The sequence below is a fragment of the Izhakiella capsodis genome (assembly GCF_900115045.1).
Classification (GTDB): Bacteria; Pseudomonadota; Gammaproteobacteria; order Enterobacterales; family Enterobacteriaceae; genus Izhakiella; species Izhakiella capsodis.
On sequence record NZ_FOVC01000002.1, the window covers coordinates 18807 to 45135 of the forward strand.

Consider the following 26329-nt stretch of genomic DNA (forward strand, 5'->3'; position numbering starts at 1 on the left):
GCGTTAATCATCCCGCCTGAAATGAGAGTTGCGTGGTGAAAGGCAGGGTCATTTAGCCGGTTTGCCCATTACGCTTGCCGCCACTCGCGCAGGATACCGGGCGCACGCAGCGTATCAATTATCTCAAGTCAGAAAAATTGGTGTAATTGTGGTTCGATGAGAAAAGAGCACGTCGCAGCGTGCTCTGAATTTGTCGCAAGCTTGTTGCTTATTGTTCACTTTCGTCGGTGTAACGTTTGGCTTTATAAGCCGGGTGCATCAGATTTTGTACTGAAAAAATATCGTCCAGTTCGGCTTCGGTCAACAGACCTCGATCCAGCACTACCTCACGCACGCTTTTTCCGGTTTCTGCACAAATTTTGCCAACGATATCGCCGTTGTGGTGGCCGATATAAGGGTTCAGATAAGTGACGATGCCGATTGAGTTAAAGACATAAAATTCGCACACTGCCTTGTTAGCAGTGATACCGTTAACGCATTTCTCCAGCAGGTTGTAACAGCCGTTGGTCAGGATCTGGATCGATTCAAACAGTGCCTGGCCAATAACCGGCTCCATTACGTTCAGCTGTAGTTGGCCTGCCTCAGACGCCATCGTAACCGTAATATCATTACCAATGACTTTAAAGCACACCTGATTGACCACTTCTGGCACCACTGGGTTAACTTTTGCGGGCATAATGGATGAACCGGCCTGTAGTTCAGGCAGGTTTATTTCATTGAGGCCGGCGCGTGGACCGGATGACAACAGGCGCAGGTCGTTACATATTTTCGACAGTTTTACCGCCAGGCGCTTCAGTGAGCTGTGCACCATGACATAGGCACCGCAGTCGGAAGTCGCTTCAATCAGATCTTCTGCGGGTATGCAGGGTAAGTTACTGACTTCTGCCAGCTTCTGCACAGCCAGCTGCTGATAGCCGTCCGGCGTATTCAGACGGGTACCAATTGCTGTCGCGCCCAGATTCACTTCGAGTAGCAGTTCTGCCGTGCGTAAGATGTTTTTGATCTCTTCATTCAGCAGCACGTAGAAAGCGTGGAACTCTTGGCCGAGCGTCATGGGTACCGCATCCTGTAGCTGGGTACGGCCCATTTTGAGGACAGTGTCAAACTCCACCGCCTTACGCTCAAATCCTTCGCCCAGTTGGCCGATGGCATCGAGCAGCTTCAGGATTGATGAGTAAACCGCTATGCGAAAGCCGGTTGGATAGGCATCATTAGTGGACTGGCATCTGTTAACGTGGTCGTTGGGGTTCAGATACTGGTAGTCACCTTTTTGATGCCCCATCAGTTCGAGACCGATATTAGCCAGTACCTCATTGGTATTCATATTAACCGAGGTTCCCGCACCACCCTGATAGACGTCCACAGGGAATTGGTCTATGCACTTTCCGTTATTAAGAACTTCATCACAGGCCCGTATGATTGCGTTAGCGACGTTACGCGGAATGGTTTGTAGCTCTTTGTTTGCCAGCGCGGCGGCTTTTTTGACCATCACCATACCGCGAACAAATTCAGGTATGTCGCTGATCTTATTATTACTGATATGGAAGTTTTCAATCGCACGCAAAGTATGAATGCCATAATAGGCGTCAGAGGGGACTTCACGCATGCCTAGCAGGTCTTCTTCGATACGAATATTATTAGCCATGGAAACCTTCTTATTATTTCTTACAGTTATTTCAATCACTCAATCGGTGATTGTCTTGTCGTAGAGTACTTGTACCGACATAGTAGTCCTTATCGGCAGGCGCAGATGATCATATTGTTTTGAATTAAAAAAATCGCCAAGGCAATCGCTTAAAATAGAATTCCCTGTCACTCTAAACTGGAGAAATAAGATCTGAGTCACAAACTTAAGATAGTCGCTGAGTTCGGTCTTTGATGAAATCATCTTGCCTGCAGCCTGAAATAGTTGAACATTATGACCATCTCTATGGCCATTGTCTGAGCATCATCACGACGTCGCTGGGATGCTTAAGCCTCCTGGCCCTTACAAAAGGAGCTTACGGTGCGTTGGTTACCGTTTTTAGTGTTATTTATGCTTGCCTGGATCGAAATAAGCTTATTCATTCAGGTAGCGCACGTGCTCGGGGTGTTATTAACCTTGATCCTGGTCATTGCTACGTCCAGTATCGGTATTTCACTGGTTCGCAATCAGGGCATGAAAAACTTCATGTTGATGCAGGAAAAGCTGGCGCTGGGAGAAAGTCCGGCAGCAGAAATGGTTAAAAGCGTTTCGCTGATTATCGCAGGCTTCCTGTTAGTGCTGCCCGGATTCTTCACCGATTTTCTCGGCCTGCTGCTGCTGCTGCCACCCGTGCAAAAACATCTGACGCTCAGGTTGATGCCGCATTTGCGCGTCTGGCGTGGCGGTGCGGATAATTCAGGTAGTGGCTATACCGTTGATGGGGAATATGAACGTAAAGATATCGAGCGTTTGGATCATGACGACCACCAAAATCGGCGTTAATGTTTACGTTTCAAGGTGATGATTTTGCGCGTCGGTCTGCTTTGATCATCCTGACTAAGAAAAGGTTAACGTTCCACGCTCAATGGTAAATCGGTGAAGTCTTCTCTCTCGCGGGTCTTCATCCGGGATTAATGATGGGGATTTGGCTGTTGATGACATATGTTCTTCTCTAGAAATGGCACAGGGTGTGCTTAACATCTTCTTCCAGATTTACTCTGTGCACATTTTATCCTTGGGCTCACTTGGCCAATTATGTATCCCGTTTTTTATCCCTCAGACAGGCCTTTCGATGGCGATTTGTGCAAAAATTCTGCAATTAATCTTTTTGGTCAAAAAAATTTACGCGTAGCCCTTGAAAGCCAGGCAAGCTGTCCTTATCTCTCAGGGCACGAAGCCGGACGCCGGACAGGCACGGCATTCAACCCCGAAACTATAGATTGGACTTCTCAGAAGGAGATTTATCAGATGAACAACATTCGTCCATTGCACGATCGCGTTATCGTCAAACGCCAAGAAGTTGAATCCAAATCAGCTGGCGGTATCGTTCTGACGGGTTCTGCAGCAGGTAAATCCACGCGCGGTAAAATTGTGGCAGTGGGTAAAGGCCGCATCCTGGAAAACGGTGAAGTGAAGCCGCTGGATGTGAAAGTTGGCGACATTGTCATTTTCAACGACGGTTACGGCGTTAAAGTCGAAAAAATCGACAATGAAGAAGTTCTGATTATGTCCGAGAGCGACATTCTGGCGATTGTTGAAGCGTAATTTCACGTAATTCACTGAACAATAGAATTCAAGGGATCTATAAAATGGCAGCTAAAGACGTAAAATTCGGTAACGACGCCCGTGTAAAAATGCTGCGCGGCGTTAACGTACTGGCAGATGCAGTAAAAGTGACCCTGGGCCCGAAAGGTCGTAACGTGGTTCTGGATAAATCTTTTGGTGCACCTGCAATTACCAAAGATGGTGTATCTGTAGCGCGTGAAATCGAACTGGAAGACAAGTTTGAAAATATGGGCGCTCAGATGGTGAAAGAAGTCGCTTCCAAAGCTAACGATGCTGCGGGTGATGGCACCACGACGGCAACCGTGCTGGCGCAGTCCATCGTCAATGAAGGCCTCAAGGCTGTCGCTGCGGGGATGAACCCGATGGACCTGAAGCGCGGTATCGATAAAGCCGTTGCTGCGGCAGTTGAAGAGCTGAAAACGCTGTCTGTTCCTTGCTCCGACTCCAAAGCTATCGCTCAGGTAGGTACAATCTCTGCCAACTCAGATGAAAGCGTAGGTACGCTGATCGCTCAAGCGATGGAAAAAGTGGGCAAAGAAGGCGTTATTACCGTTGAAGAAGGTACCGGCCTGCAGGATGAGCTGGACGTGGTTGAAGGTATGCAGTTCGACCGTGGCTATCTGTCTCCTTACTTCATCAACAAACAAGAAACGGGTGCTGTAGAACTGGACAGCCCGTTTATTCTGCTGGCTGATAAAAAAATCTCCAACATCCGCGAGCTGCTGCCGGTTCTGGAAGCCGTTGCTAAAGCCAGTAAACCGCTGCTGATCATTGCTGAAGACGTTGAAGGTGAAGCCTTGGCTACGCTGGTAGTCAACACCATGCGCGGTATTGTTAAAGTGGCTGCAGTGAAAGCACCTGGCTTCGGCGATCGTCGTAAAGCAATGCTTCAGGATATTGCTGTACTGACCGGTGGTACCGTTATTTCTGAAGAGATCGGTATGGAGCTGGAAAAAGCATCTCTGGAAGATCTGGGTCAGGCGAAACGCGTAGTGATCAACAAAGATACCACCACCATCATTGATGGCGTTGGTGAGGAAGCTGCAATTTCTGGTCGCGTAACTCAGATTCGCCAGCAGGTTGAAGAAGCTACCTCTGATTACGATAAAGAAAAACTGCAGGAGCGCGTAGCTAAACTGGCAGGCGGCGTTGCCGTTCTGAAAGTCGGTGCGGCCACTGAAGTTGAAATGAAAGAGAAAAAAGCCCGCGTTGAAGATGCTTTGCACGCAACCCGAGCAGCGGTTGAAGAAGGCGTGGTTGCCGGCGGCGGCGTTGCGCTGGTACGCGTAGCGGCGAAAATAGCCAATCTGACCGGTCAGAACGAAGATCAGAACGTTGGTATTAAAGTTGCGCTGCGCGCAATGGAAGCACCGCTGCGCCAGATCGTGGCTAACGCGGGCGAAGAACCATCAGTTATCGCGAATAACGTTAAGCATGGCGAAGGTAACTATGGTTATAACGCGGCGACGGAAGAGTACGGCAACATGATCGATTTCGGTATCCTCGATCCAACTAAAGTAACCCGCTCAGCGTTGCAATTCGCTGCGTCCGTTGCTGGTCTGATGGTTACTACTGAGTGCATGGTGACCGATCTGCCGAAAGATGACAAAGCTGACTTAGGTGCTGCTGGCGGTATGGGTGGCATGGGCGGTATGGGCGGCATGATGTAGTGCGACGTTGTCGCATGAGTAGCTAGTCTGGCGGGCTAAATCCGGCAAGTATTGTTCTGAATGAGCGATACTTGCCATAATCCGCAGTAATTAGCATCAATGTGATAAAAAGGCCGATGTTCCGGACTTTAAAGTCCGGAACATCGGCCTTTTGCTTAATGAACGGCTAATTTTCAGGTTGAGTTTTATAGTCCTTAGCTCATTCAAAATGTGTGAACGTTTTTAATTTTTATAGATGCTTGATAAAAAACGAGTATCTATAATATTAATAACTTTATAATGTCAGAAAACATACACGCCCCGGCAAACCGCTGCATTAAGTTTGTGACAAATTGAGTTAACTTCATCTTTTATCTAATTTCATGCGTACTGGCCACTACCGCTATGACGCTGCACTGATGGCTGTCTGATTGTATTGTCCTGGTGTGAAGCCAGATCTGTTATGCAACTGAAAGTAGCTCATGAGCAGCGCGTCACCAGCCATGGTGGGATGCGAAAGCGCTCTGAAAATGTACTCCTTGGTTTTCGGGTATTCTTTCACCATGAGGTGAACAATGGATTTCGCCAGTAGCTGGGGGATGAGGCAAGGCTGGGCCATAGGGTAACGTTGAGTGAACGTCCATAAGCACCATTAGTCGCAAGCCGCAAAAGCTACTGATATGCTGTGACCAACAGGTACAAGGCCGACTATTTCTTAGAGGAAAACGCTAAACCCATAGCCAGTTTTAGCTGATCACAATACCGCGAACAAATTCGATAAAAAATATTTATGTGTATGGTTGTAATATAACCCTATGCCTCCATGTTATTGAAGTCTCCCAGTCAATAGGAGATAACCTGGTATGCTAATTTGTGATGATTTTTAGGGATCTTTCGCTAATTACATCAGTAATTACTATGGAGAAATAACATGAATGATAAATGGGAAGTTTACAAAGACAACGCGGGTGAATGGCGCTGGCGCCGTACGGCTCCAAATGGCAACATCGTTGGGGCATCGACCCAGGGTTATGCTAACCGCGTTGATTGCCTGGCAAATGCACAACGTAACGGTTATACCGGTAATTAAGGTATAACCGCCACATTGTGCTGATCTATACCTTGTTCAACAGCAAACAAAATGTTGTCGGCGCAAACGGTAGTGTGGGTTTTTAAAGACTTGAGCCCTACGCGGGGAAACTTGCACGTACGGCTTGAGGGACGGGGCACAGTAATGTGCTCCTGCCTGCCGACATCATCCATAGGGTGCTCGTCAGTGAAAACCTCCTGTCCTCTGGGCAGGGGGTTTTTCTTTCGTTGGGGAAAATAGTATAAGTAATGACGCAGTTCAGAGCGGTTATATCGATACAGAACACGCTGAATGTATAAGAAATGCGAAACGTTTCTGCTAAGCTGCAGCCTGATTCTGATGATAATAAAATGGGGATTAAAATGTGTATTAAGACTTTGACTGGCATTACTTTTGCTACCCTGGTGTTGGCGGGCTGTAGCAGCAAAGGCAATCTGACGGCTGCAGGAAAGCTCGTCACTTTCGTTGATCAGCAGCCGGATAGCCAGTGTCAGCTACTTGGGTCCGTAACGGGCACTCAGAGCAATTTATTCAGCGGCGCTGGTGGTAATGAAACCAGTGGCTTGCGCGGTGCGGCTAATGATTTGCGCAATAGGGCAGCGGAAATGGGCGGCAACGTTATTTTCGGTGCGACCAGCCCGACGCAGAATATCTGGACCGGCTTTGTTCCACTCGATAGCAAAATGAGCGGACAGGTCTATAAATGCCCGTAATCGCTATCCCCTCAGAATAAACTGAGGGGTTGGCATTCCCACTCAATGTTGGCGTAGCTGCAAATCCAACGGCGTTTTGCTTGGCTCGCCACCAATCTCCCTGGCCAGTTTCGGCACCAGATAACCTGAAATTAACGTCAGCAGATCGCGCATGATGGCGCGCGCGCGGTCGTCATCTACGTAAAAATGTGCCGCGCCCTGAACCTTATCAAGCACGTGCAGATAGTAGGGTAAAACGCCCGCGTCAAACAGGCTATTGCTCAGCGTCGCCAGCGTCTGTGCATCATCGTTAATATCCTTCAACAGTACGCTCTGATTTAACAGCGTCACCCCAGCCTTGCGCAGTGCATTCAGACCCGCACGCAACTCGCCGTCAATCTCCCGGGCGTGATTGATATGCGTGACTAAAATGACCTGCAGTGAGGAGCGATACAGTCGCTCGCACAGTGCCGGCGTGATACGCGCGGGAATAACCACCGGCAGGCGACTGTGAATACGCAGACGTTTAATGTGGGATATATGCTCCAGTTCACTAATCAGCCAGTCCAGTTCGCTGTCCTTCGCCATTAACGGGTCGCCGCCTGAGAAAATAATCTCATCCAGATTGGACTGTGAGCGGATATAATCCAGCGCTGTTCGCCAGTTGTGCTTGTTGCCCTGGTTGTCCTGATAGGGAAAATGGCGACGGAAGCAGTAACGGCAGTTCACCGCGCAACCGCTTTTCACTAGCAGCAGCGCCCGATTGCGATACTTATGCAGTAAGCCAGGTATCACGTTACTCTGCTCGTCGAGCGGATCATTACTGTAACCGGGCGTCTGAATGAATTCCTGCTGTGAGGTCAGCACCTGTAGTAGAAGCGGGTCCTGTGCGTCCCCTGGCTGCATTCTGGCTGCGAATGTCCGGGGAACGCGCAGGGCGAATAGCCTACGCGCATCGCGGCCAGCAGCCAGTTTTGGGTGGTTATCCAGCGCCATAAGCTGAAGTAATTCATCAGGATCGGTGATGACGTCTGCAAGTTGAGCTAGCCAGCCTTCTCGCAACGGGGTATTTAGGGTTACAATGTGTGCCATTTTTTGGCTAAGTACCAGTAATAAATTAGTGAGGGCCTTTATGGCGACTTATTCTAGCAACGATTTTCGTAGCGGTCTTAAAATCATGTTCGAAGGTGAACCTTATACCATCGAGTCCAGTGAATTCGTAAAACCGGGTAAGGGACAGGCGTTTGCGCGCGTTAAGATGCGTCGTCTGCTGACCGGCTCACGTGTTGAGAAAACCTTCAAATCCACCGACTCTGCCGAGGGGGCAGATGTCATGGATCTCACCCTGAACTACTCCTATACCGATGGTGATTTTTACTACTTCATGCATCCGGAAACCTTTGAGCAATATCAGGTTGAAGCAAAGGCGCTTGAAGATATCACCAAGTGGCTTCAGGACAATGCAGAATGTATCGTTACGCTGTGGAATGGCCGCGCTATTGCCGTCCAGCCACCGAATTTTATTGAAGCAGAGATCACCGAAACCGATCCGGGTCTGAAAGGTGATACGGCAGGCACCGGTGGTAAACCAGCAACGCTGAGCACCGGCGCAGTGGTTAAAGTGCCGTTGTTTGTGCAGATTGGTGAGGTGATCCGTGTGGATACCCGCTCCGGCGAATACGTTTCGCGCGTAAAATAAATATACTGATGGAGCCGGCACCGGCAGATCCTTTCGCCTCATGCTGAGAGTTTGCATTGATGATGAGACGGTTGAACGTGCTGGCTTTATAATCTGATAATGACCCGTTCACTCAGCGCCCTTAATACTTTCCACGGTTTCGGCGAAGACGTTCAGCAGCAGGGGGATGCTCTTTCGCACGCAGCGGATACGTAATTTCTTATTAGTATAATGCGCCTTTTAGTCATGTTTTTAAAACGCCTGGTGTGATTCTGGCTACCCCCAGAAAGTACCAGCTTACTGTACCTCGCCTGAACTAAATGAAGATGCTACTGTATGGGTATACTTATATCGAACTAAAATCTTTCCAGGAATCCGTGCCAACACAGAAATCATTTTGCACAAATTCAACTATCATCAGGAAGTGGGGACAAAAATAACCTGAAGCTTATACATAACCTTTGAGTTATTTTATTCTTTAGTTATATTTTTTATGTGGCTTCGGTATCAGGGAAACAATGTAATGAACTATATGGCTATAGGAAATTGTTAGTCTGCGGAGCTAAACCTGAAAGGAAAGGGGCTATTTTTTGTTTAAACTAATTTTTTATCTTGAAGGTGAGCAGGAATTACTTGATCTTGATAGTGCTATGCAGGGTAAGGTATTTGCGGTGCTTGATAAACTGTAGACTCAAGGTAATCAATTACGCTTCACGCATACCGATATTATACAGGATGGTCTTTTTGAATTAAGGGCGGGCAAAAAAAGACCTTATTCGAACTTTTTTTGCTTTCGATAAAGATAAAAGAATATTCATTCTCCCTACATTTGTAAAGAAAAGCCCAAAGACACCATCTACAGAAATTAAATTAGCACTTAGCAGGCTTGAGGAAATGACAAATGAAAGTTAAAGGCATTCCTTACTCAGAAGTAAAAGCAAAAGCCTTACAGAACCCAGATGTGATGGCTGCTTATTTTGCTGAAAAAAAAAGAAGAAGAGCTTCAGGCGCTTTTGTTCGATCTTCGTCGCAATGCTGGCATCAACAGTACACAGGTTGCGGAGCGCCTGGGTATTACTCAGCCAGCAGTTAGTAAGTTAGAGAGGAACGCCAGTAAAGCCAGCGTATCAACACTGGAACGATACGCGGCTGCGTGCGGAGCATCCATTAAAATTGTCATGCGATGATCCTGTGTTTAGACAGAATTGACCATAAAGGAAGCCGCACTTAGCGTGGCTTTTCAATGAGTGAAGGCTTTAATCTGAGAGCATCCAGTGCCCCATAAATTCAGCTTGAAGAGGAGATGGCAGGTTTAAAAAAAAGAGACATAACCTTTTGTCAGGAAATAGGGGGGAATGTAATTATCCCAACCTCTCTGGATGCAGTGACGGAGCAGAGCGCTGCTGTTGGTAACACCCGTTTTATCATAGCAACGTGTCAGCCTGTTACGAAGCGCGGAAAAGCTGATACCGAGTATGTCTGGCATAATATTTTTCCTGACCCCGCATTTTAATAACAACACCACCTCCCACTCTTTATCAGTAAAAATATTCTTGGGTCTGTTGAAAATCAGCGGCTTACCTTCATTTGCCATAAGAAAGGATGAAAAGTAAACATTGATAATTTCAATGTAGGTGCAGGCTATGCCGTTAGTATCATTATCAAGCCGCCACGGGCGCTTCTCAACCAGAAAGGATCTGAGCTTGTCTTGTCGCCCATAATCAAACGTCTTAAGAACGATACTCATTTCGCTTGTAGTCAGTATTTTTTTGTCATCAGCCAGTATATGGTCATAGTACTGACGGATGTCGGGTATCAGTTCAGTGTCAAGGGAACCGACGAGTTGATTAGCAGTTATGCTGAAGTACTGGCAGAGTATTCTGTTTCCATAAACATACCTGGAGTCGCTGTCCTTTATTCCCCATCCAAATAAAGAGTTATCAAAGTAATAATATGCAGGCGAATTCATCTCTGTCAGCCCTAGGTTAATCTCTAATTACTATATGCCCTTTTTTCAGAAAGAACAGAGGGATGTAGTTATCAAACTTGTTATCCCGGCAATATACTTTCAAATCTGAAAGTGAATTGAGATCCGTTTTTTTATAACAACTACGGAGCCTTCCGTTAACAGCATCAACGGTGATCGACAGGATGCTACTGATTTCTTTAAGTCCCATTCCACAGACCAGCAGGTAAACCACCTCCCACTCCTTTTCGGTAAATATTTCAGAAGGTGATTCGAAAGTGGCATGCTGCATTATCTTTCCGTTCATCAGTGAGGTTGGCGTAATGATTCTGACAGGTCTGACACTGATAATCGTACCTATACATTTTTTATGTTCATCATAGAGTGCCTCCTGAATATTGTAGGCTGGTTGCATTATCTTCTCTGATCCCTGTATATGCGTTGTAATAGCCCTCACTGGTTTACCTGTAAGCTCAATCTTTCTCTCTTGTTGATTAAAAATGTCGCAAAACTCAGCTACAGGAACCGGGACATCCCTGATGTTTAATCCTTCGTAATCAAAATTATGAGAGATCGTTTGCCAGGTTTTAAAAGTGTTGTTGACGTAATGAAAACAGGAGTTTTTGTCTTTCACTGCCCAGCCTACGACAGGATCTTTTTCAAACATCGATATTAAATTGGCTGGTAGTTTTATTTGTTCCATAAGCTTATCCTCAATTTAATTAACCCTACATAAAACATACCCTAAATAAAATTTCCCTTACCTGTTTTTTACCTTTTGGTGATGAAGTTAAAATAATATAAATACACCTGATGGTTAACATCAGGGAAATAACTAAATATATAATAACAAGCGGCACATAATCTATCGGTTATGTGCCTTTCATTTACTAACTCTCTGTTGAATGAAAAGGATTTGCAATCAGTGGTGCTCACTCACGCTTTCTCTGCCAGAGCTGTAAATCCAAAGCCTGCAGCAGCTGCGGCCTCAAGGGCACCGAGCAATGGATCGTCGCGCAGCAGCACATCCTGCCCGACTGCAACTGGCAACATATCACGTTCACCATGCCCCACTTGCAGTGGCCGTTCTTCAATAACAGCTGGCCGCTGCTCAACGGCCTTTCTCACGGTGCCACCCGCGCCATGCCCAGGCACGCGCGCAAGCTGGGTATTGAAGTCGATATATTCTGTGCTCTGCACACCTACGGATGCCAGCTCAATCAGCATCCGCACGTCGACGTCTCCATTACCCGCGGCGGCCTCGATGTCAAACATGGCGTCTGGCGCGATCTGTTCTTCACAAAACAGCAGGTTGAAGTTATCTGGCGCGGTGCCGTTAATCCGCCTGCTGCGTGCCAGCTACGATCGAGTCAATCCCGGCAAGCTGTCCAACCTCGGACATATCCGCGATGAGAAGCAGTGGAAACGCTACCTGCAGGCGCAATATCAGGGCCACTGGAAGGTCCACTTCGCCAAAAAGATCCGCTGGGCCTGGCGCAGCGTAAACTACCTGGGCAGATACCTGAAACGGCCGCCGTTCGCGGCATTACCGCGGCGGCTCGGTGGTGCATCAGTACTACGACCACAACACGCAGCAGCACAAACGTCAGAAACTAAGCCAGGAGGAAATGCAGTGGCGTTACATTAGCCACATTTTGTCCCGACACTTAAAATGGTGCTTACTACAGTTTTCTGGCCAAACGTAAACGCGGCACGCTACTGCCAAAGGTCTACGAAGCGCTGGAGAAGACACCGCGCGGCGGTGCTGATGAAAGCCTTCCTGGAAACCGACCCGTGCCAGTGCATCCTGTGCAAGTGCAGACTGCGTTTTGCCGGTGCAGTGGCGGGGGATCACGCCACAAAAATGCTCTCAGACAGGCTGCACCAGATGGTGAAAAAACGATTGGCTGCGGATGCCTGCCCTGAATCAATACACCTTTAAAACAGGTTTCAGGTTAAAAATTCGTCGAAGATGGCATTTTTATTATAAAACTCATATCGATCCGCGCTGTAACTGATATGGGGCGTGTTGCATTCCATGGTCAGGTGATCCGAAAAGAAGCGATTCAGACTCCTGACTATAAATATTGAAAAGCTCAGGCGTTTACCCATTACTACAGTATCCTGTAGTAATGGGTAATATTGAAATTGAAAGGCATAATATTTTCATCATCCTTCATTTATCCATAATTGAAGGTGACATCACTTGCATGTGATGATTGCATTGTGAACTGAAGCCAATTTTTTTGTTCGGGTAATTACATTGCGTTAATAATGGGAGCTGGTCAACAGTATCCCGAAAAATTTCAGCTAGGATTATTATGGCTGGAATAAAAAAACCGAAAGTGTATAGCCGATAAAAAAGTGTCAGAGCTGATAATTTCTTCGTATTTTAGCATGCTGACGAAATGATCTTGCTATATAAAATTAAAGGGTGTAATGAGCTATGAATATATTGAGTCATAGATACGGGTTTTTTTATTATTTATGAGTGGTGTTTTTCAGGGCAACGCGGCAGAAACACGTTGTCCTATAGCTGAGTTGGCAGTCTGTCCTGCCCCAATGGATAATCCAATCCCAGATGTAAAAAATATGCTAACCTGGAGTCAATCCGAAAGGATTGTCGGTTTTCGTAATACCTATCGCTCCTATTCTGGTGATGTATTCAAAGCGGGGAATGCCGAGCCTCTTCCGGTGTCTTATCGCAATCTTGATGACGTGGGCTATATTTATCAAGGGAAACATTATGGATTACAGGAATATCTTAGACGTAATAACGTAACTGCCATGATGGTGATTAAAGACGGACATATAGTTTGGGACTACTACGGCAATGGGAATACGAAGACCACTCTATGGACATCTCGTTCAGTGGGTAAATCGGTCGTATCAACACTGCTCGGTATTGCCCTAAAAGAGGGAAAAATATCTTCCCTGGCAGATCCATTGAGTAAATATAATCCTGACGTGAAAGGGACTGTATGGCAGAAAGTAACATTAGGGCAGCTGCTGCAGCATGTTTCAGGAGTTACATGGAATGAGGATTATACTAATCCACATTCTGACTTTGCTAAACTAACGCAATGTGAAGCTGGTAATAACACCTATGACTGTGTCAGTAAATTAGTGCTGGATCCTAACCGGACGGCTTACGCGCAACCCGGTGAAATTTGGTCATACTCCTCCGCAGGTGCATGGTTATTGGGTGATACACTGGAAAAAGCCACAGGCAAATCTCTCGCCCAATACTTGCAGGAAAAAATATGGCAACCCGCAGGCATGGTACAGGATGGTGTCTGGCAAAGTTACGCTAAAAATAAACATGATGTAGGAGCCCATGGAGTTAATGCCACATTGCAAGATTGGGGTAAATTTGGACTCTTTGTCATGACTGGCGGTGAATTGCCTGATGGTACTAAATGTTTACCTAATAATTGGATTGAACAATCACGTGACTGGACAAAAGCGAAATATTCCGTCAGTTCAAATTATCCGCAGGTATCTACGGTTTTCAGTGGTGGAACAACAGTGTACCCGCGACTGCTAAAGATGTCTGGCCAAAGAGAGGGCTACCGTCGAATACCCTGTGGGCCGAAGGGATCTTTGGTCAGCTGATTGCAGTTAGCCCCGAAAAGAAGATGGTGATTGTCCAGTGGTCAAGCTGGCCGGAAGCTGAACCTAAAGAGGATGCTGAACCCTTAGAAGCTTCGCTGATGTTCAATGCTATCACTAACTACCTGACCGATGATGTGAAATAAAAAGGAGCTCACTTCTGCGGGATAGAGCCATGGTCAATATCCTGCCGATGTCTTTATCTACGGCGCTGTACGCCAAAAATATACAATGCTGCGGTCGAATATCGTGCTCCTGGTCTGTCAACGACTTTGACCGTTGAGGTATTCCGGCATAAACAGCGTTGAAGCCTTTACAAAATTTCGTGCTCTTTAACCAGGTTGTACCTTTCACTTCATTTTCTATATCTCCACCTGTTCTGGTGGAGATATAGATCCGGCAGGTGCTTCATCTGACTGCCCTGGTCAGATCGTATTCATGTAAGAATAGTAATTGAATGGCTGATATTGAAAGCTTTTTTAGCAAGTTGCGCCGTAAACCTTCGCCCAATGCAGACGGGAATATAAGGGCGAAAACCCCGAAGGGCTTCAGGGCGGGTTACTCCGGCGTATTCTGGCTGAGCACGTATGCTTTGAGCGTTTCTACGGTGGCACCACCTGCGCTACAGGCAAAGTAAGAATGAGACCACAGCAACCCTGTTTTGCTCTGCATCCGTAAGTGGGTATTTTGCTGACGGAGAAGCCGGGACGATATCGATTTTAAGTTATTAAACATCACGCTGACAGCCAGTTTTGGCGGATACGCTATCGAAGCCGACATCATATTGAGTTAAGGCCGCATCTGGTGGCCCGCAAGCGCAGAGGATGCGAACAGGGCCACGGAGTACATTAAGCAACGTGAGGCGGACAGGGACAACACGAACCAACTGATAGCCAGCGACAGGAATGACCTGTCAACGATGACGTCGGCGACAGAAAACACGAAAAAGGATATTGCACGTATCCAAAACGGCGAGGTTCTGGATAAGTATCGTCAGGAAAATGAAAAGGCCGCCGAGGCCCGGGCTAAAGCGGCAGCTGAATCCCGGGCGAGAGCAGAAGCCGAAGCCAGAGCGAAGGCAGAAGCTGGGGCCAAAGCAAAGGCAAAAGCGAGAGATGAGCTGTTTGCTAAGGCGGGCGTGAAGCCAGCCCCGGTAAATACTTCGGAAATGGCTAACGCTGCAGATGCGGCGCTGGGGGCCGCCGGGGCGATGGCCCTGAGTCAGGTACCGAACGGAATGCAGCTGTCGGTTGCCGGGAGCGGCGTGTGGACGGCCGCCGGTGAAACCGCCGGCAGCCTGGGTGCGGCTATCGGTCGGGGAATTGCCGCGCTGACCGCGAGCACGTTGGGTCCGATGGTAGCCACTGCGTCAGCGATACTGTTATCACCTATCGCGGGAGGCGGCAGTGACAAAGTGCCGGGCCGCGACCTGGATGCCATGTTTGCACTTAACGCGCAGCTGCTGGCGGGTCCGGATGTGAAGATTGAGTCGGGAACAGGCAGCGTGAATCTGCCGGTGCGCGGACAGCTGGTAAACCGCAACGTGGAGCTGCTTAAAACCGGAAATGGTGCGCTGCCGGCGGCGGTGCAGGTGCTGAAAGCGGTGTGTGACGAGGCGACCGGTCTGGACTTCATGACGGTGTCAGCCGTGACGGGCGCGCCGTCACGCACTATCCTGATTAATCCGGTAGCGGTGCCGTCAGTACCGCCTGAAACCGGAAACACGAAGCCAGTACCGGTGACGCCGCTACATACCGCAACAGAGGTAAAGCCGGTGGACACTATCACGGTAATGGCAACGCCGTGGCCGAATGGGGAGAGTTGCAGGACTTTAACGGCATCCTGAAGGATGCCGTTTTATGTAAATACCTGTAGCGGCTTGCCAACATAATAGCCTCTGCTCGCAAACATCGGAAATTTCTGCTCGCATTATCTGACTATGAAGTGGCGGTCGTGCTCACACTCTTTGCCAATATGCTTACAAATATCAGCCGCCTGCTCACATTAAATGTCATCAACAGCATGGTTAAATCGGAACGCGCTGCCGGGCGCAGTTTTCTTGCAGCTCGGGGTGAAGTGTGCCGCCCAGAAAGGCTCGAACGTCGGACGTCGCGCATTGAGTTGTGTGACCGAAGCGGCTGCATCGAAACCGTTTCGGGTCAGGGGCGGTTCTGGATACGAAAGTTTGGTTAATGTCTGTTTCTCGCTCAATACAGCCCGTCATGCCTGCTTAAAAACAGGCTTAGCGTAGGATATTTTCCGTTTTCCAAGCGGACCCCGATTAGTCTTTGCGAGGATCTTCGGGGTTTCGGGAGCAATGTGTCAAAAGACGCTTAAGAAGTTGAATTAAGCGGTCAAAGAATTTGATGCACAACAGAGCGAAAACTCGCGTAAAGCAATTTTTGATTAATAAAACCGATTTAAAATAGCGTTAATGGGAGCGATAACAATATGAAAAAGTTAACAGATTTTGAAAAGGTATATTGACGGCGTACGCTATTCTACAGGATATACACGGCCAAACGCGTGCAGCAGGCGACATAATAAAGGAAGTTAAACTCACTCATGCAATTTGCGTTATTCGCATTGGCGCGCGTTTTTTTCAAGTCCGAATGACAGTGTCAATGTTAATCTTCAGTATACTGGCAGTATCACGCCCGCTGCATTATTGAAGTCCATTTCAGTTGTTTGTCCTTTGATGCTTCACAAACTGGCGAGCAGTGCGCAGCCGGTTACCGTTCTGATAGTTTCTGCCAATCAATCTCTTCGCCCTGCCAGGCTCAAATTTACTAAAAGCGATACAAAAGCTTCTTTGCGCTGTCGGAGTGGTTACTACAAGGCATAGCTGCGATCGGGGCGTATCTCCGCGTAAGCGCGCCGTAAGGGCCGCTTACGGGCGTGTTACGCAATATCTTCAGCGACACTACTTACAGCAGCTAAGATTTTAATTACATCATCTATTACTAAAAGTGACGTTGTTTAGGTTCTGTATCCGCCTTACCTCATCCTTCAGTTAGAGAATTTTACGAAACTTCTTTCGTATATCTTTAATCCAGTCTGCCATAAGGAAATCTTAAGTAACGTTATTATAGTTCAACAAAAACCTGTTGAATTTATGAATATTCTGTCTAAATATATGCGCCTACACATCATAATTAAAAACGAATGCGTTCATGGCCTGTTGCTGCTGCGACGATCTCCCACTTCTTTCATATTAATTCAATATAGTATTGTAATTGTTAACTAATATTGAAAATTAGATATACCCGCTATATCATGGATTTAATCGTTATTAATCAGGTATAACTATGGCCCGCAAACAGATCCGCAGCATGACTCAAGCCGAATGGGATCGGCTCATACCAGTGATGAAATCGTTCAGTCATCTTTCTACCGAGATCGGCCACTCAGTACTGGTTAGAGGGGAAGGCAATAAAGACGTAGCTGAGCGTGTCGGACGGACGAAGCAAAACGTAGGTTCCACGATTAAACGCATTTGGGATCTGTATCTGTCTGTAGCGGTAAATTTTGAGGGTGAGATGCTGCGCAAAGTTGATGTATGGCTACCTGAAAAAATGGCCCTGGATGTATTGAAAGAGGCTGGGAAGTACAGCATCAACCAGAGTAATACGGACTAAGTTTGATGCCACTAATAACGAAGGGGATGGCTTTGGAGGAAGGGGAATTATTACGGCTAAAGCCGTAATGCTTTTTGATTCCTTGTGCAGTGCACTGCACTGCTTCCGGCGCTTTGCGCATTTTTTTCTACTATAGCCTAATGAAATACATAATAAATTTATTTACTAATAATCTTCATGAAATGCGCCTCTTATACTTTAATCTCTTTTTACAACGACCTGAGTCCCGGATACTGTGATGCGAATTTTATGTCTGGATATCCCCGCACCTGGAGCATCGCTGGAAAAATATGCGCCACACCTTAACGCTTGAGCGCTGCACGCCTGGGGATGGTATAATCAGGCTTTATCCGCGACATCTACTTCTTTCAGGACAGACTTGGCGTCGCTATTTTCTTGAATGCGACTCTGCCGATGAAGCGATGAACGTAATGGCCGAATGACCGCTGGCAAAAGCAGGCTTATTAAGCTTCGAGTGCATTCCGCTTGGCTCTTTTATTAACTGGGAAAATCTCTTCGCCGCTGAATTTAAAAATAAAGAGTGAGGTCCGATATAAAACTTGCAGTTTCAAAGAAACGAAAATAGGCCTGAAAGGTTATATGACAGTTGAGGCGGAGAAGGCAGCAGCAGTGTGTGAAGCTAACGCAGAGCCAGCGGCACAACACACCCCGGCTGCAAGCCTGACAACTACACCGTGTACACCTTGCATGAACCTATTGAAGCGTAAAAAGGCAAGCCATACGCAGAGAAGCGTGTAACTCGCGCCTACATTGCACGCAGTATCTCCCGCACCCCGGCAAGCCATGAGAAGCATGCAGAGAAGTATAAAGCGTAGGATGTTATCTGGCTGACAGAACATAACGCAGACCACGCTCTTAGAATGGCGTTTTAAGCCCTGAAGCGTTCACTGGGATACATCACATGATACGCGCAGAGAACGCGCGCCCCCTGCTTATTCTGGCGGCTCTGCTTACCGGAGCGCCAGCGATTTCCGCCGTCCGAGCGGTATAATCTGACCACCATTCAACGCGCCTTACGGGGCGCTTATTGTTTGTAGTACCTAATGAAATATTTGTAATTAATGTATTTAAGGGCAAAAAGAGCGATAATTATATTCATCGGAAGGCAATAACGTCACCTGGTAACTCAGCCTAAAACGACGATTATCAGGAGTATATTATGACTGTGGTATCTGTCGGTCGGAATGTCCCTATCTTTAAATTTACATATCAATTGGTTACAAAATCATTTTCTTTTGTTTATTCTTTTTAAAAAAATGAATCAGTAATTAGGGTGATTTTACTTATTCTTTAATAAAGATAGCGTTATTCATTGCTGACTATTTTAAATCACACAGGCTACGCATTTCTTGAGCAACCTGTTGAGCGTTCGGGTTCAAGAGAAAATTTTCCGCATGTATGGGCTGAACCCGCATTCTTGCAGGTTACACAGGGTAGTATGACAAAAAACTTTTGGTGGACAAGGAAAGTTGTCAACGCGGGCGTACTCTGGAAAGGCGGTAAGGCAGTCTGATATAACTTGGCTGCTAAAAACGCGCATCAGACAGGGGTTCCGGCCGACGTGACTTTATAAAACACTGTTTAATGTTGTAACTTCCGGTCTGATTCTGCTTTATTCCTTTTTTTGACTGCACAGCTGATGGTTCCACGGCTACAACCGAGCACCTTTTGAACCTGGCTCCATGAACTCCCAGTTGAGAGTAATTTATTGATTGCATCGTATCGGGACTGATCGGGCTGACGGCCCTTATATTCTCCTTCCCTTCTGGCTCTGGCTATCCCCTGCCTCTGGCGTTCCCTTCGCTGTTCATAGTTGCGCCGGGCAACAGCGGCCAGCATATCGAGCAACATATCATTAATGGCCGCAAACATACGGCTATCAAAGTCATTAATTCCTGAAGCAACCCAAGTTGTAGGCACATTGACGGCCATAACCCTGATATCTTTCTGCCTGATCATCTTTTTAAGACTGTTCCAGTCCTCGCCCGCCAGGCAAGATAGTCGACCCACATCCTCTATAAGCAGAATATCATTCTGCTGGCAGTCTTTTAGGAGCCGGAACGACTCAGGATGATCAAGCCAGGAGCCGGATTCATTCTCAACGTAATAGTTACATATGCTCAGTTCCTGCTCACTCGCGAATGCGTTAATCGTTTCGAGTGCGCGGGTAGCATCCTGTTCTGACGTGGAAGCCCGTAAATAAGCTCTACCAGTTTTCGATGGTTTGAGGAAGGCATGCTTAAAAGGCGCTTTCTACCATTAACAAAAAAGGACATTTTATGATAAAGAAAAGCGTAATAGACTTTTATCGGTGTTGGTGCTTTCTTCTGTACTCTCTGCCTGTAATACCACTCGGGCTGTGGGAGAAGACGTTGAAGCGGGCGGTAAAGCGATTCAAAGAAGCGCCCAGTAGCATTATTGCCGATGTCGCCCTGGCACCGGATTAAACGCAATATTGTCTTTTGATTCTATTTTTACTCACATTCCGGCAAAAATAATTATGCATCCGGGTTTGTCTGTCAGCCCGAGTATAGGTAAACTTCATGCCCCATACAGAATGTGGAGTAATGACGATGGCAGTGATGGTCAGCTGGCAGCCCAGCGCTTCGATCGACAATTTATTGAAACGTGCCGCTATCGTGGCGGAGATTAGGCGTTTCTTTGCCGACCGGGGCGTACTCGAAGTAGAGACGCCGGCAATGAGCCAGGCGACGATCACCGACCTCCATCTGGTGCCTTTCCGCACACATTTTGTTGGGCCAGGTGCTGCACAGGGTATGGATCTTTGGCTGATAACCAGCCCTGAGTTTCATATGAAGCGCCTACTGGCAGCCGGTAGCGGCCCCATTTATCAACTGGGCAAAAGCTTTCGTAACGAAGAAGCGGGGCGTCATCATAATCCGGAATTTTCTATGCTGGAGTGGTATCGCCCGCATTATGATATGTATCGCCTGATCAACGAAGTTGACGATCTGCTCCAGCAAATTCTTGAATGTGCAGCGGCAGAAAAGCTCTCTTATCAACAGGCCTTTATTCGCTATCTGGACATTGACCCGTTGTCGGCAGAAAAAGACGAGCTGCGCGGCATTGCTGAGAAACTGGGTGCCGGCGATCTGGCTCATCGCGAAGACGATCGCGATACGCTGCTGCAGCTGCTGTTTATGCTCGGCGTAGAGCCGGAAATCGGCAAAGATAAGCCGGTGGTTATTTATCATTTTCCGGCTTCACAAGCGGCGCTGGCGGAGATCAGCACCGAGGATCATCGGGTCGCCGAACGGTTTGAAGTCTATTTCAAAGGTATTGAGCTGGCTAACGGTTTCCGCGAGCTTACCGATGCGCGCGAACAGCGTCAGCGCTTTGTGCAGGACAATCGTAAACGCGCAGCGCGTGGGCTACCGGTAAATGCCATTGATGAAAAATTACTGGCTGCGCTCGAGCAGGGAATGCCAGAATGTTCGGGCGTGGCGCTAGGCGTGGATCGCCTGGTGATGTTGGCGCTGAAAGCTGAACAGATTGCTGATGTTATCGCTTTTACGGTGGATTGTAGCTAGCCTTTTAAGGTTAATGGAGAAGCGTTTCTCTCTGGCCAATATATTTAAATTATGGTGGAAGCGTTATTAGCCCTCTTTCTATGCCTTGGCGGATGGCATGCCGGGCGTTGCTGACGCCCATTTTGCTCACCACGTTAGCCATATGAAATTTCACAGTGCGCTGGCTGATATTTAGTATCAATGAAATTTCCGCGTAGGTTTTCCCTATACTAGCCCAGTAAATCACCTCGCTTTCGCGCTGGGAAAATATATTTTTTTTGTATTATCGGCTCTTTTTACAGGATGAAAAGTGGTGGTCAACTGATGCATTTTTTCGTGGATATTAATCAGCAGCAGTTGTAGTCGAGCTTTATTATCAATCAGCATATCTTCATTAATCTGGCTACTGCTTATGTCAAATAGTAATGAAAGTAATGCCATATTGTTGAGATGATCGTGTAAAATAAAAGTCATTCCATTGATAACGTTATATTTTCTGGCAAGTAGAAAAACGTCGGAAGTGCGTGCGGCAAGATCTTCATCCCAGAAAAAAGGTGATATTCTTTTATAAGCAGTAAGTATTACTGGATCAATATTATGCCATTTTTTTCAAGGTACTGTTTCTGCCATTTCATTGGATAATTGGAAATTATCTGGATGCATTCTGTATCTTTCTTATCAATTACCAAATAGGAGTAGGAGGGCATACAGAATGGATGCAGTCTATCTTCAATGTAGTCACGAAGTGTACTGATTATCTTCTTATCAGAAAATGAATAAAACATTATTTGGTACAATAAGTTATTTTTTGCGTCATGAAAACTGATCTTAAGTACAGGTCGGTTCAGTACCTAAGTACAAGTTATATTATAACCGCTTCCGCGTTATAATTTTTTCCGAATAAAAAAGATAAAAAAAACCTGACTATAAAAGTCAGGGTACCAATTTGGTCAACACCAGGGAAATTGTAGAAATATTATAAATGGACGTCTGAATGCCATTCAGAACCAATTAGCAGAGTAATGCAAATCCTGTATGATGTAATCATACAGGATTTTTATTGTTGCTCAAATAACTTAATTACTAATCATTATAACCTTTTGCGCAAATTATTGATCGATGTATCATTTACGCGTTGGGAATATGTGATTAATTCCGACATCTAACCCAGCCAATTTCTATATGGTTGGCAGAACTAGCATGCTGTCTTGCCTGACTCCAGATCCTGTTTTCAGCCCTACACTGCACACGGGGTATCCAGCCGACCTTGCCATTACGCGTAGGTTAAGCCTGCCGTACTCTCCTCCAGCAGATGGGAGACGAGACATCTGAGTCAATCATTCCATGATCCAGGCAGCTGGCGGATGTGATAATAATTCCAACAACGCCGGTAGCCGTGTGGTGCTTATTCATTGCTAACAGTAGCGCCCTGAGCGTAGCATCCAAAACTATCTTTAGGCTGCATCACATCACCGTAATACCGTCAGCGGCCGCGCCTCCATATTTGCATCTAATGCGCGATAGTGTCGGTGCTAAATGTAACGCTGCAACAGTGGTAATCAACGATTATCAACGCTAAACGCAATGGTTTTTCTCATTACTGTAAAATACTCTGAAGTCTGACTGATCAGGCGTACTGGTTACGGCGTTCATGCCAAAAAGTGTGATATCTCATCGGCGAGGCTAAGATTTTATAGCCTTTTGTACACTGGCCAACCGATGTCATTACCAGGAGAAAAAACGCGTTTCAGATGAGGGGCATTGCAGGGCTGTCTGATGCAGCAGCACAGCAACGTGTCTGAAATCTTCGGCAACTTGAATGACCGCGCAGCAACGTACCATGGCGAACGAGCATATCATTCAGGAAAGTTTCACAGCCCACCGGAGCGGAAGGTTTTTTGACTGGTGCCGGATTTGCTGCTGCCGGGCTGAAGTGAGCCAATGGTTTCTACTCTAACCTGGAAAGGTGGGAAAGGCATTTCAAGGCCATGTTCACGATAACCTTCGAGTATCAAACGGTGCAGCTCATGACGTAGTGGCATTCGATGTCCCATCTCGGCGGCGTGTATGCGCAGTTCGAACAGCTGAATACCCTGATGAAGATCCACCAGAAAAGCCTCCGGCTTGGGCATCTCTAAAACGTAGCTACAGCGTCCGGCTGCCGTCAGTAATAGATTGGTTACTTGCTCGGTACTGGCTTCAGCGGCAGCTGGAATAGTTAGCACGACGCGCGTGACCGAATCAGAGAGCGACCAGTTTATAAATTGCTCGGTAATAAACGCCTGATTAGGCACGATAATCTCTTTTTTGTCCCAGTCGGTAATGGTAGTAGCGCGAGTATTAATACGGGTGATACTGCCTGTTAAATCGCGCAGTGTCACCGTATCGCCGATGCGTATAGGTTTTTCAAAGAGAATTATCAGACCGGATACGAAGTTGGCAAAAATTTGCTGCAAACCGAATCCCAGCCCCAGGCCCATTGCAGCAACCAGCCACTGCAGTTTGGCCCATTCAACGCCAATGAGTGAAAAACCTATCAGGCCACCCACCAGGATCAGTACATATTTGCTAAGGGTTGTAATGGCATAGCCTGTACCGGGCGTTAACTCAAGATGCTGAAGCAGTGCCAGCTCTAACAATGCCGGCATATTACGTACCAGTAAGGTAGTAATAATTAAAACCAGGATGGCAATCAGCAACGAGCCAAGGGTTATTGGCTGCATACTTTCCACGCCTTGAATGGTTGTGCTGGTATCCCATAGCTGAATGTTTTCCAGAAAGCTGAAAGCAGAGTGGATTTCTGACCACAATACGATGACAGAAACTAACGCAATCAGCGTTAATAAAGAGCGTACCAGCCGCAGTGACTGGGCGCTGATGGCATCCAGGTCGATGACCGGCTCATCAATTTCATGTTCAGCAGGGGGGGCAGTGATATCGTCGCTGCGGTTTCGCGCCGAAAGCATTTCTGACCGACGATGGCGAGCACGATCGAAGGCGATGCGGCGACGTTGGATCAGCATCCAGCGCCTTATGATGTGATAAATCACCAATAACACAAACCAGATGGCTACCGAGGTTTCAAGACGTGCCAGCAGCGCCTGTGCCGTGGCCAGGTAGCCAATGCAGGAGGCCAGGATGGCAATCAGTGGTGAAGCGATCAATAGATTCCAGAGGATGGTATTGGCCAGATTATCTCCGCTGCCATCTTTATTGAGATAAAGCGGAATGCCGGCTCGTTTGAGGCTAACCGTAACAAGGCTCAACGCGCCGCAAATTAGAATAAAACACAGGCGTCCTAAGGTCGCGGTGAACTCGCGATCGTCAAGGTTATCGAACGCGATGACCAGCATGATCAGAGGCACGATGAAGCCAATGGTCAAAAGGTAATAGCGCATTGCGCGTGCTACCCGGTTTTGTGACCAGCGAAAATGTACGATGAACAGCCCGTTTGGTCGGGCGAAGGCCGCGCTTATCATAAAACACCATAGCAACGGCAGCGTAGCGGTTACGCCGTCTCCGATAGCGATTGCGATAGGATAACGCCATGCCTCCTGCAACCCGTAGCCGAGAGCAGCCCAAAGAATTGGCAATGGCAGTGCCACCAGAATTGACCAGAATACCGTGCGCAGTGTCAGGCTGAAATGATCCTGAGTGACTTTGCCGACCCGACTCGACGCCCGGTCGAGAAACTGCCGGTAGTGGCGGCGAGTGCTAATGCTAAAGCCGAACAGCAGTAGTGCGCCGATAATCGGTAGAAGCGTTTCCCGGCTGGTCAACATCATCAGCACTGCGCCGCTAAGCTGACCGAGGGTATCGAGCGATAACAAACGGTAGAGATCGTGAATGATATCCAGAGGCGTGCTAAAGCTGATTGCACGTACGTCCGCTGTCCAGAAAAGATAGCGATGCGTTGCTTCCTGCACCTCGTTAAGGGCATCGATCAACTGACCATCAGCAACGCGTAGTTTTGTCACCTCCAGTATCAGATTATCGCTACCGGCGATAAGCGAGTTGAGCAATGCACCCTGCGTTTTTACCTGGGCATCCAGAATTCGCTTTTGTTCGACAGTCAGTGGATCGCCATTTTCCTGATGTATCAGGCGCAGCTGCGGCAGGCGGGCCAGCAAATCTTCGTAGTGCAACCGTTGTACGCGGTATTGCGCCATGTCGTTATCACTTTGCTGTATTTTCGGCATTTCCGGCAGGCGTATGACCTGAGCACGCAGCGCTTCGGCTAACGCGTTAGAGGCGCTCAGCCACTGCGATTGTTCGCGGATGGTGTTCAGCGTCTGGCGTACCTGTAACGTGTCTCTGACCGTGGTACGCTGCTGCGATGCTAGCTGCTCCATGCGTTTTGCCTGCTGATTAAGCGCAGTGGAAAGATCGCGGTTAGCTTTGAACTGCTCGCTGATAGCCTCTGGTAGATTAGGGCTGTTTTCCGCCATCATTTCGGTGCGCTGTAACGCCAGCTCTGCCTCCTGCTGACGGCGGCTGCTTAGCCGATCCCGCAGCAATTGCAGGTATCTGTCCAGTTGTTCAGCTTTTTTTTGATGCAGCTCGGCACGCATACGTGCCAACTCCTGGCGATTATTCGCGGAGAGTTGTGCCAGCTCCAGCTCGTTAATCTGCGCTTTTTTTGCCGCATTGGCGGCCTGACGGCTATAGCGACGCGCCTGAGTCAGGGGCGTCGTCGGTTTGTCAATACTTTGCAGGCTGCGCTCGGATTCGCTGAGCTCGCGGCGGGCATCTGTTTGTTGCTGCGGTAGCTGGCCGAGAGCGTCACTGATTTCCCGGGCGCGATCCTGCTCCTGCTGAGCCTGTCGACCCTCTTCCAGCTGTTGGCTGCTGATCTGTAAAATTTCCTGATCGAGATCGACAGCGGATAGGTTGCTACGGATGGATTTACTGGTGTCGTCGATGGCGCTGATCTGCTGGCGCAAATCGCGTGACAATCGGGGGAAATTTTCAATCACCTGCTGATACTGCTTGCTGCGCTCCAGCGAAGCACTGCGCTCGTCAAGGTAATTTAGTGTGGCTTTGAGAGCGGAAGTAATTTCCGTTTGAGTCGGCGAAGTTTTCGCCGCTTTTGCCTCTTCAAGCTGCTGTTGTATCTGTGCTGCATCCGGCGTGCTGGCTGCCGTAGCGGGCTGGATAAGGCTCCAACCCAAAAGCAGAATGATAAGCAGGCGTTGCATCGGCA

Annotated in this window: 19 protein-coding genes and 6 pseudogenes; 16 read left to right on the forward strand and 9 right to left on the reverse strand. The window is 47.6% G+C overall.

The features are described from left to right. Positions 1–208 precede the first annotated feature (208 nt). Positions 209–1645 carry an aspartate ammonia-lyase gene (aspA, locus tag BM191_RS03490; protein WP_092875243.1) on the reverse strand — a complete coding sequence of 479 codons (1437 nt, stop codon included), beginning with the start codon at positions 1643–1645 and terminating at the stop codon, positions 209–211. Positions 1646–2005: 360 nt separating this feature from the next. On the opposite strand from aspA, the gene BM191_RS03500 reads away from it, so the two are divergent. The 5 genes from BM191_RS03500 to BM191_RS03525 all read left to right on the forward strand — a co-directional run bounded on the left by BM191_RS03500 (position 2006) and on the right by BM191_RS03525 (position 6702). Then, a complete protein-coding gene (locus BM191_RS03500) occupies positions 2006–2467 on the forward strand; it encodes an FxsA family protein (protein WP_230479508.1) in 462 nt (153 codons plus the stop codon). A 465-nt stretch (positions 2468–2932) separates the two neighbouring features. Further along, positions 2933–3229, forward strand: a complete 297-nt coding sequence (locus BM191_RS03505; RefSeq protein WP_078000794.1) for a co-chaperone GroES — start codon at positions 2933–2935, stop codon at positions 3227–3229. A gap of 44 nt (positions 3230–3273) precedes the next feature. Next, the gene (gene groL, locus BM191_RS03510; protein ID WP_092875247.1) at positions 3274–4920 is read left to right on the forward strand and encodes a chaperonin GroEL; all 1647 of its coding nucleotides are present in this window, start codon (positions 3274–3276) and stop codon (positions 4918–4920) included. Between the two features lie 910 nt (positions 4921–5830). Next, positions 5831–5989 (forward strand): YegP family protein, encoded by a 159-nt coding sequence (locus tag BM191_RS03520; RefSeq protein ID WP_092875251.1) that lies wholly within the window; start codon positions 5831–5833, stop codon positions 5987–5989. 362 nt (positions 5990–6351) lie between these two features. Beyond that, the gene (locus BM191_RS03525; RefSeq protein ID WP_092876142.1) at positions 6352–6702 is read left to right on the forward strand and encodes a DUF4156 domain-containing protein; all 351 of its coding nucleotides are present in this window, start codon (positions 6352–6354) and stop codon (positions 6700–6702) included. Positions 6703–6744: 42 nt separating this feature from the next. On the opposite strand, the gene epmB is transcribed toward BM191_RS03525, so the two are convergent. Further along, on the reverse strand, positions 6745–7773 hold the full coding sequence (gene epmB / locus BM191_RS03530) for an EF-P beta-lysylation protein EpmB (protein ID WP_092875253.1): 1029 nt from the start codon (positions 7771–7773) through the stop codon (positions 6745–6747). A 40-nt stretch (positions 7774–7813) separates the two neighbouring features. Here epmB and efp point away from each other — a divergent pair, with 40 nt between their 5' ends. The 4 genes and pseudogenes from efp to BM191_RS03550 all read left to right on the forward strand — a co-directional run bounded on the left by efp (position 7814) and on the right by BM191_RS03550 (position 9546). Next, positions 7814–8380: an elongation factor P gene (gene efp, locus BM191_RS03535; protein WP_092876143.1), complete on the forward strand. Its 567-nt coding sequence runs from the start codon at positions 7814–7816 to the stop codon at positions 8378–8380. Between the two features lie 99 nt (positions 8381–8479). Next, positions 8480–8575: an entericidin A/B family lipoprotein gene (locus tag BM191_RS03540; protein ID WP_092875255.1), complete on the forward strand. Its 96-nt coding sequence runs from the start codon at positions 8480–8482 to the stop codon at positions 8573–8575. 600 nt (positions 8576–9175) lie between these two features. Beyond that, on the forward strand, positions 9176–9271 hold the full coding sequence (locus BM191_RS17425; protein ID WP_329957241.1) for a hypothetical protein: 96 nt from the start codon (positions 9176–9178) through the stop codon (positions 9269–9271). Further along, positions 9261–9546 (forward strand): annotated as a pseudogene (locus BM191_RS03550) (helix-turn-helix domain-containing protein). Before BM191_RS17425 ends, BM191_RS03550 begins: the two are co-directional and overlap by 11 nt. A gap of 125 nt (positions 9547–9671) precedes the next feature. Here the strand turns inward: BM191_RS03550 and BM191_RS03555 are convergent. Then, the gene (locus BM191_RS03555) at positions 9672–10328 is read right to left on the reverse strand and encodes a PAS domain-containing protein (RefSeq protein ID WP_092875257.1); all 657 of its coding nucleotides are present in this window, start codon (positions 10326–10328) and stop codon (positions 9672–9674) included. A 16-nt stretch (positions 10329–10344) separates the two neighbouring features. Next, positions 10345–11028 carry a helix-turn-helix transcriptional regulator gene (locus BM191_RS03560; RefSeq protein WP_092875259.1) on the reverse strand — a complete coding sequence of 228 codons (684 nt, stop codon included), beginning with the start codon at positions 11026–11028 and terminating at the stop codon, positions 10345–10347. 230 nt (positions 11029–11258) lie between these two features. On the opposite strand from BM191_RS03560, the pseudogene BM191_RS17630 reads away from it, so the two are divergent. After that, positions 11259–12256 (forward strand): annotated as a pseudogene (locus BM191_RS17630) (IS91 family transposase); the annotation flags it as partial. A 556-nt stretch (positions 12257–12812) separates the two neighbouring features. Next, complete coding sequence (locus tag BM191_RS03570; RefSeq protein WP_407927853.1) at positions 12813–13940, forward strand: serine hydrolase domain-containing protein; 1128 nt, start codon at positions 12813–12815, stop codon at positions 13938–13940. A gap of 555 nt (positions 13941–14495) precedes the next feature. Here the strand turns inward: BM191_RS03570 and tnpA are convergent. Continuing rightward, positions 14496–14705, reverse strand: a pseudogene (gene tnpA / locus BM191_RS03575) (IS200/IS605 family transposase); the annotation flags it as partial. A gap of 151 nt (positions 14706–14856) precedes the next feature. On the opposite strand from tnpA, the gene BM191_RS03580 reads away from it, so the two are divergent. The 3 genes and pseudogenes from BM191_RS03580 to BM191_RS03595 all read left to right on the forward strand — a co-directional run bounded on the left by BM191_RS03580 (position 14857) and on the right by BM191_RS03595 (position 18120). Next, positions 14857–15783 (forward strand): S-type pyocin domain-containing protein, encoded by a 927-nt coding sequence (locus BM191_RS03580; protein WP_092875261.1) that lies wholly within the window; start codon positions 14857–14859, stop codon positions 15781–15783. A gap of 1462 nt (positions 15784–17245) precedes the next feature. Then, entirely contained in the window at positions 17246–17575 is a 330-nt protein-coding gene (locus tag BM191_RS03590) for a TrfB-related DNA-binding protein (protein WP_092875265.1), read from the forward strand. Positions 17576–17813: 238 nt separating this feature from the next. After that, positions 17814–18120: pseudogene (locus BM191_RS03595) on the forward strand (superoxide dismutase). Positions 18121–19177: 1057 nt separating this feature from the next. Here BM191_RS03595 and BM191_RS03600 read toward each other — a convergent pair. Further along, positions 19178–19819: pseudogene (locus BM191_RS03600) on the reverse strand (recombinase family protein); the annotation flags it as partial. A gap of 56 nt (positions 19820–19875) precedes the next feature. Here BM191_RS03600 and BM191_RS17430 point away from each other — a divergent pair. Together BM191_RS17430 and epmA are read left to right on the forward strand one after the other, a co-directional pair. After that, positions 19876–20009: pseudogene (locus BM191_RS17430) on the forward strand (entericidin A/B family lipoprotein). Positions 20010–20169: 160 nt separating this feature from the next. After that, positions 20170–21147 carry an elongation factor P--(R)-beta-lysine ligase gene (epmA, locus tag BM191_RS03610; RefSeq protein WP_092875269.1) on the forward strand — a complete coding sequence of 326 codons (978 nt, stop codon included), beginning with the start codon at positions 20170–20172 and terminating at the stop codon, positions 21145–21147. Positions 21148–21196: 49 nt separating this feature from the next. Here epmA and BM191_RS17035 read toward each other — a convergent pair whose 3' ends face one another. From BM191_RS17035 to mscM, 3 genes are all read right to left on the reverse strand, one after another. After that, on the reverse strand, positions 21197–21373 hold the full coding sequence (locus BM191_RS17035; RefSeq protein ID WP_230479509.1) for a helix-turn-helix domain-containing protein: 177 nt from the start codon (positions 21371–21373) through the stop codon (positions 21197–21199). Further along, entirely contained in the window at positions 21370–21720 is a 351-nt protein-coding gene (locus tag BM191_RS17040; RefSeq protein WP_329957242.1) for an autoinducer binding domain-containing protein, read from the reverse strand. Before BM191_RS17040 ends, BM191_RS17035 begins: the two co-directional genes overlap by 4 nt. Positions 21721–22997: 1277 nt before the next feature. Further along, positions 22998–26324 carry a miniconductance mechanosensitive channel MscM gene (mscM, locus tag BM191_RS03620; RefSeq protein ID WP_092875271.1) on the reverse strand — a complete coding sequence of 1109 codons (3327 nt, stop codon included), beginning with the start codon at positions 26322–26324 and terminating at the stop codon, positions 22998–23000. Between the last annotated feature and the right edge of the window lie 5 nt (positions 26325–26329).

What these genes read in the sequence shown, in the direction of transcription:
- BM191_RS03560 (WP_092875259.1), bottom strand. Translation starts at nt 11,028, where the DNA reads ATGGAACAAATAAAACTACCAGCCAATTTAATATCGATGTTTGAAAAA.
- BM191_RS03540 (WP_092875255.1), top strand. Translation starts at nt 8,480, where the DNA reads ATGACCCGTTCACTCAGCGCCCTTAATACTTTCCACGGTTTCGGCGAA.
- efp (WP_092876143.1), top strand. Translation starts at nt 7,814, where the DNA reads ATGGCGACTTATTCTAGCAACGATTTTCGTAGCGGTCTTAAAATCATG.
- BM191_RS03570 (WP_407927853.1), top strand. Translation starts at nt 12,813, where the DNA reads ATGAGTGGTGTTTTTCAGGGCAACGCGGCAGAAACACGTTGTCCTATA.
- mscM (WP_092875271.1), bottom strand. Translation starts at nt 26,324, where the DNA reads ATGCAACGCCTGCTTATCATTCTGCTTTTGGGTTGGAGCCTTATCCAG.
- epmB (WP_092875253.1), bottom strand. Translation starts at nt 7,773, where the DNA reads ATGGCACACATTGTAACCCTAAATACCCCGTTGCGAGAAGGCTGGCTA.
- BM191_RS03520 (WP_092875251.1), top strand. Translation starts at nt 5,831, where the DNA reads ATGAATGATAAATGGGAAGTTTACAAAGACAACGCGGGTGAATGGCGC.
- BM191_RS03525 (WP_092876142.1), top strand. Translation starts at nt 6,352, where the DNA reads ATGTGTATTAAGACTTTGACTGGCATTACTTTTGCTACCCTGGTGTTG.
- aspA (WP_092875243.1), bottom strand. Translation starts at nt 1,645, where the DNA reads ATGGCTAATAATATTCGTATCGAAGAAGACCTGCTAGGCATGCGTGAA.
- BM191_RS03555 (WP_092875257.1), bottom strand. Translation starts at nt 10,328, where the DNA reads ATGAATTCGCCTGCATATTATTACTTTGATAACTCTTTATTTGGATGG.
- BM191_RS03590 (WP_092875265.1), top strand. Translation starts at nt 17,246, where the DNA reads ATGGCCCGCAAACAGATCCGCAGCATGACTCAAGCCGAATGGGATCGG.
- groL (WP_092875247.1), top strand. Translation starts at nt 3,274, where the DNA reads ATGGCAGCTAAAGACGTAAAATTCGGTAACGACGCCCGTGTAAAAATG.
- epmA (WP_092875269.1), top strand. Translation starts at nt 20,170, where the DNA reads ATGGCAGTGATGGTCAGCTGGCAGCCCAGCGCTTCGATCGACAATTTA.
- BM191_RS03505 (WP_078000794.1), top strand. Translation starts at nt 2,933, where the DNA reads ATGAACAACATTCGTCCATTGCACGATCGCGTTATCGTCAAACGCCAA.
- BM191_RS03580 (WP_092875261.1), top strand. Translation starts at nt 14,857, where the DNA reads ATGACGTCGGCGACAGAAAACACGAAAAAGGATATTGCACGTATCCAA.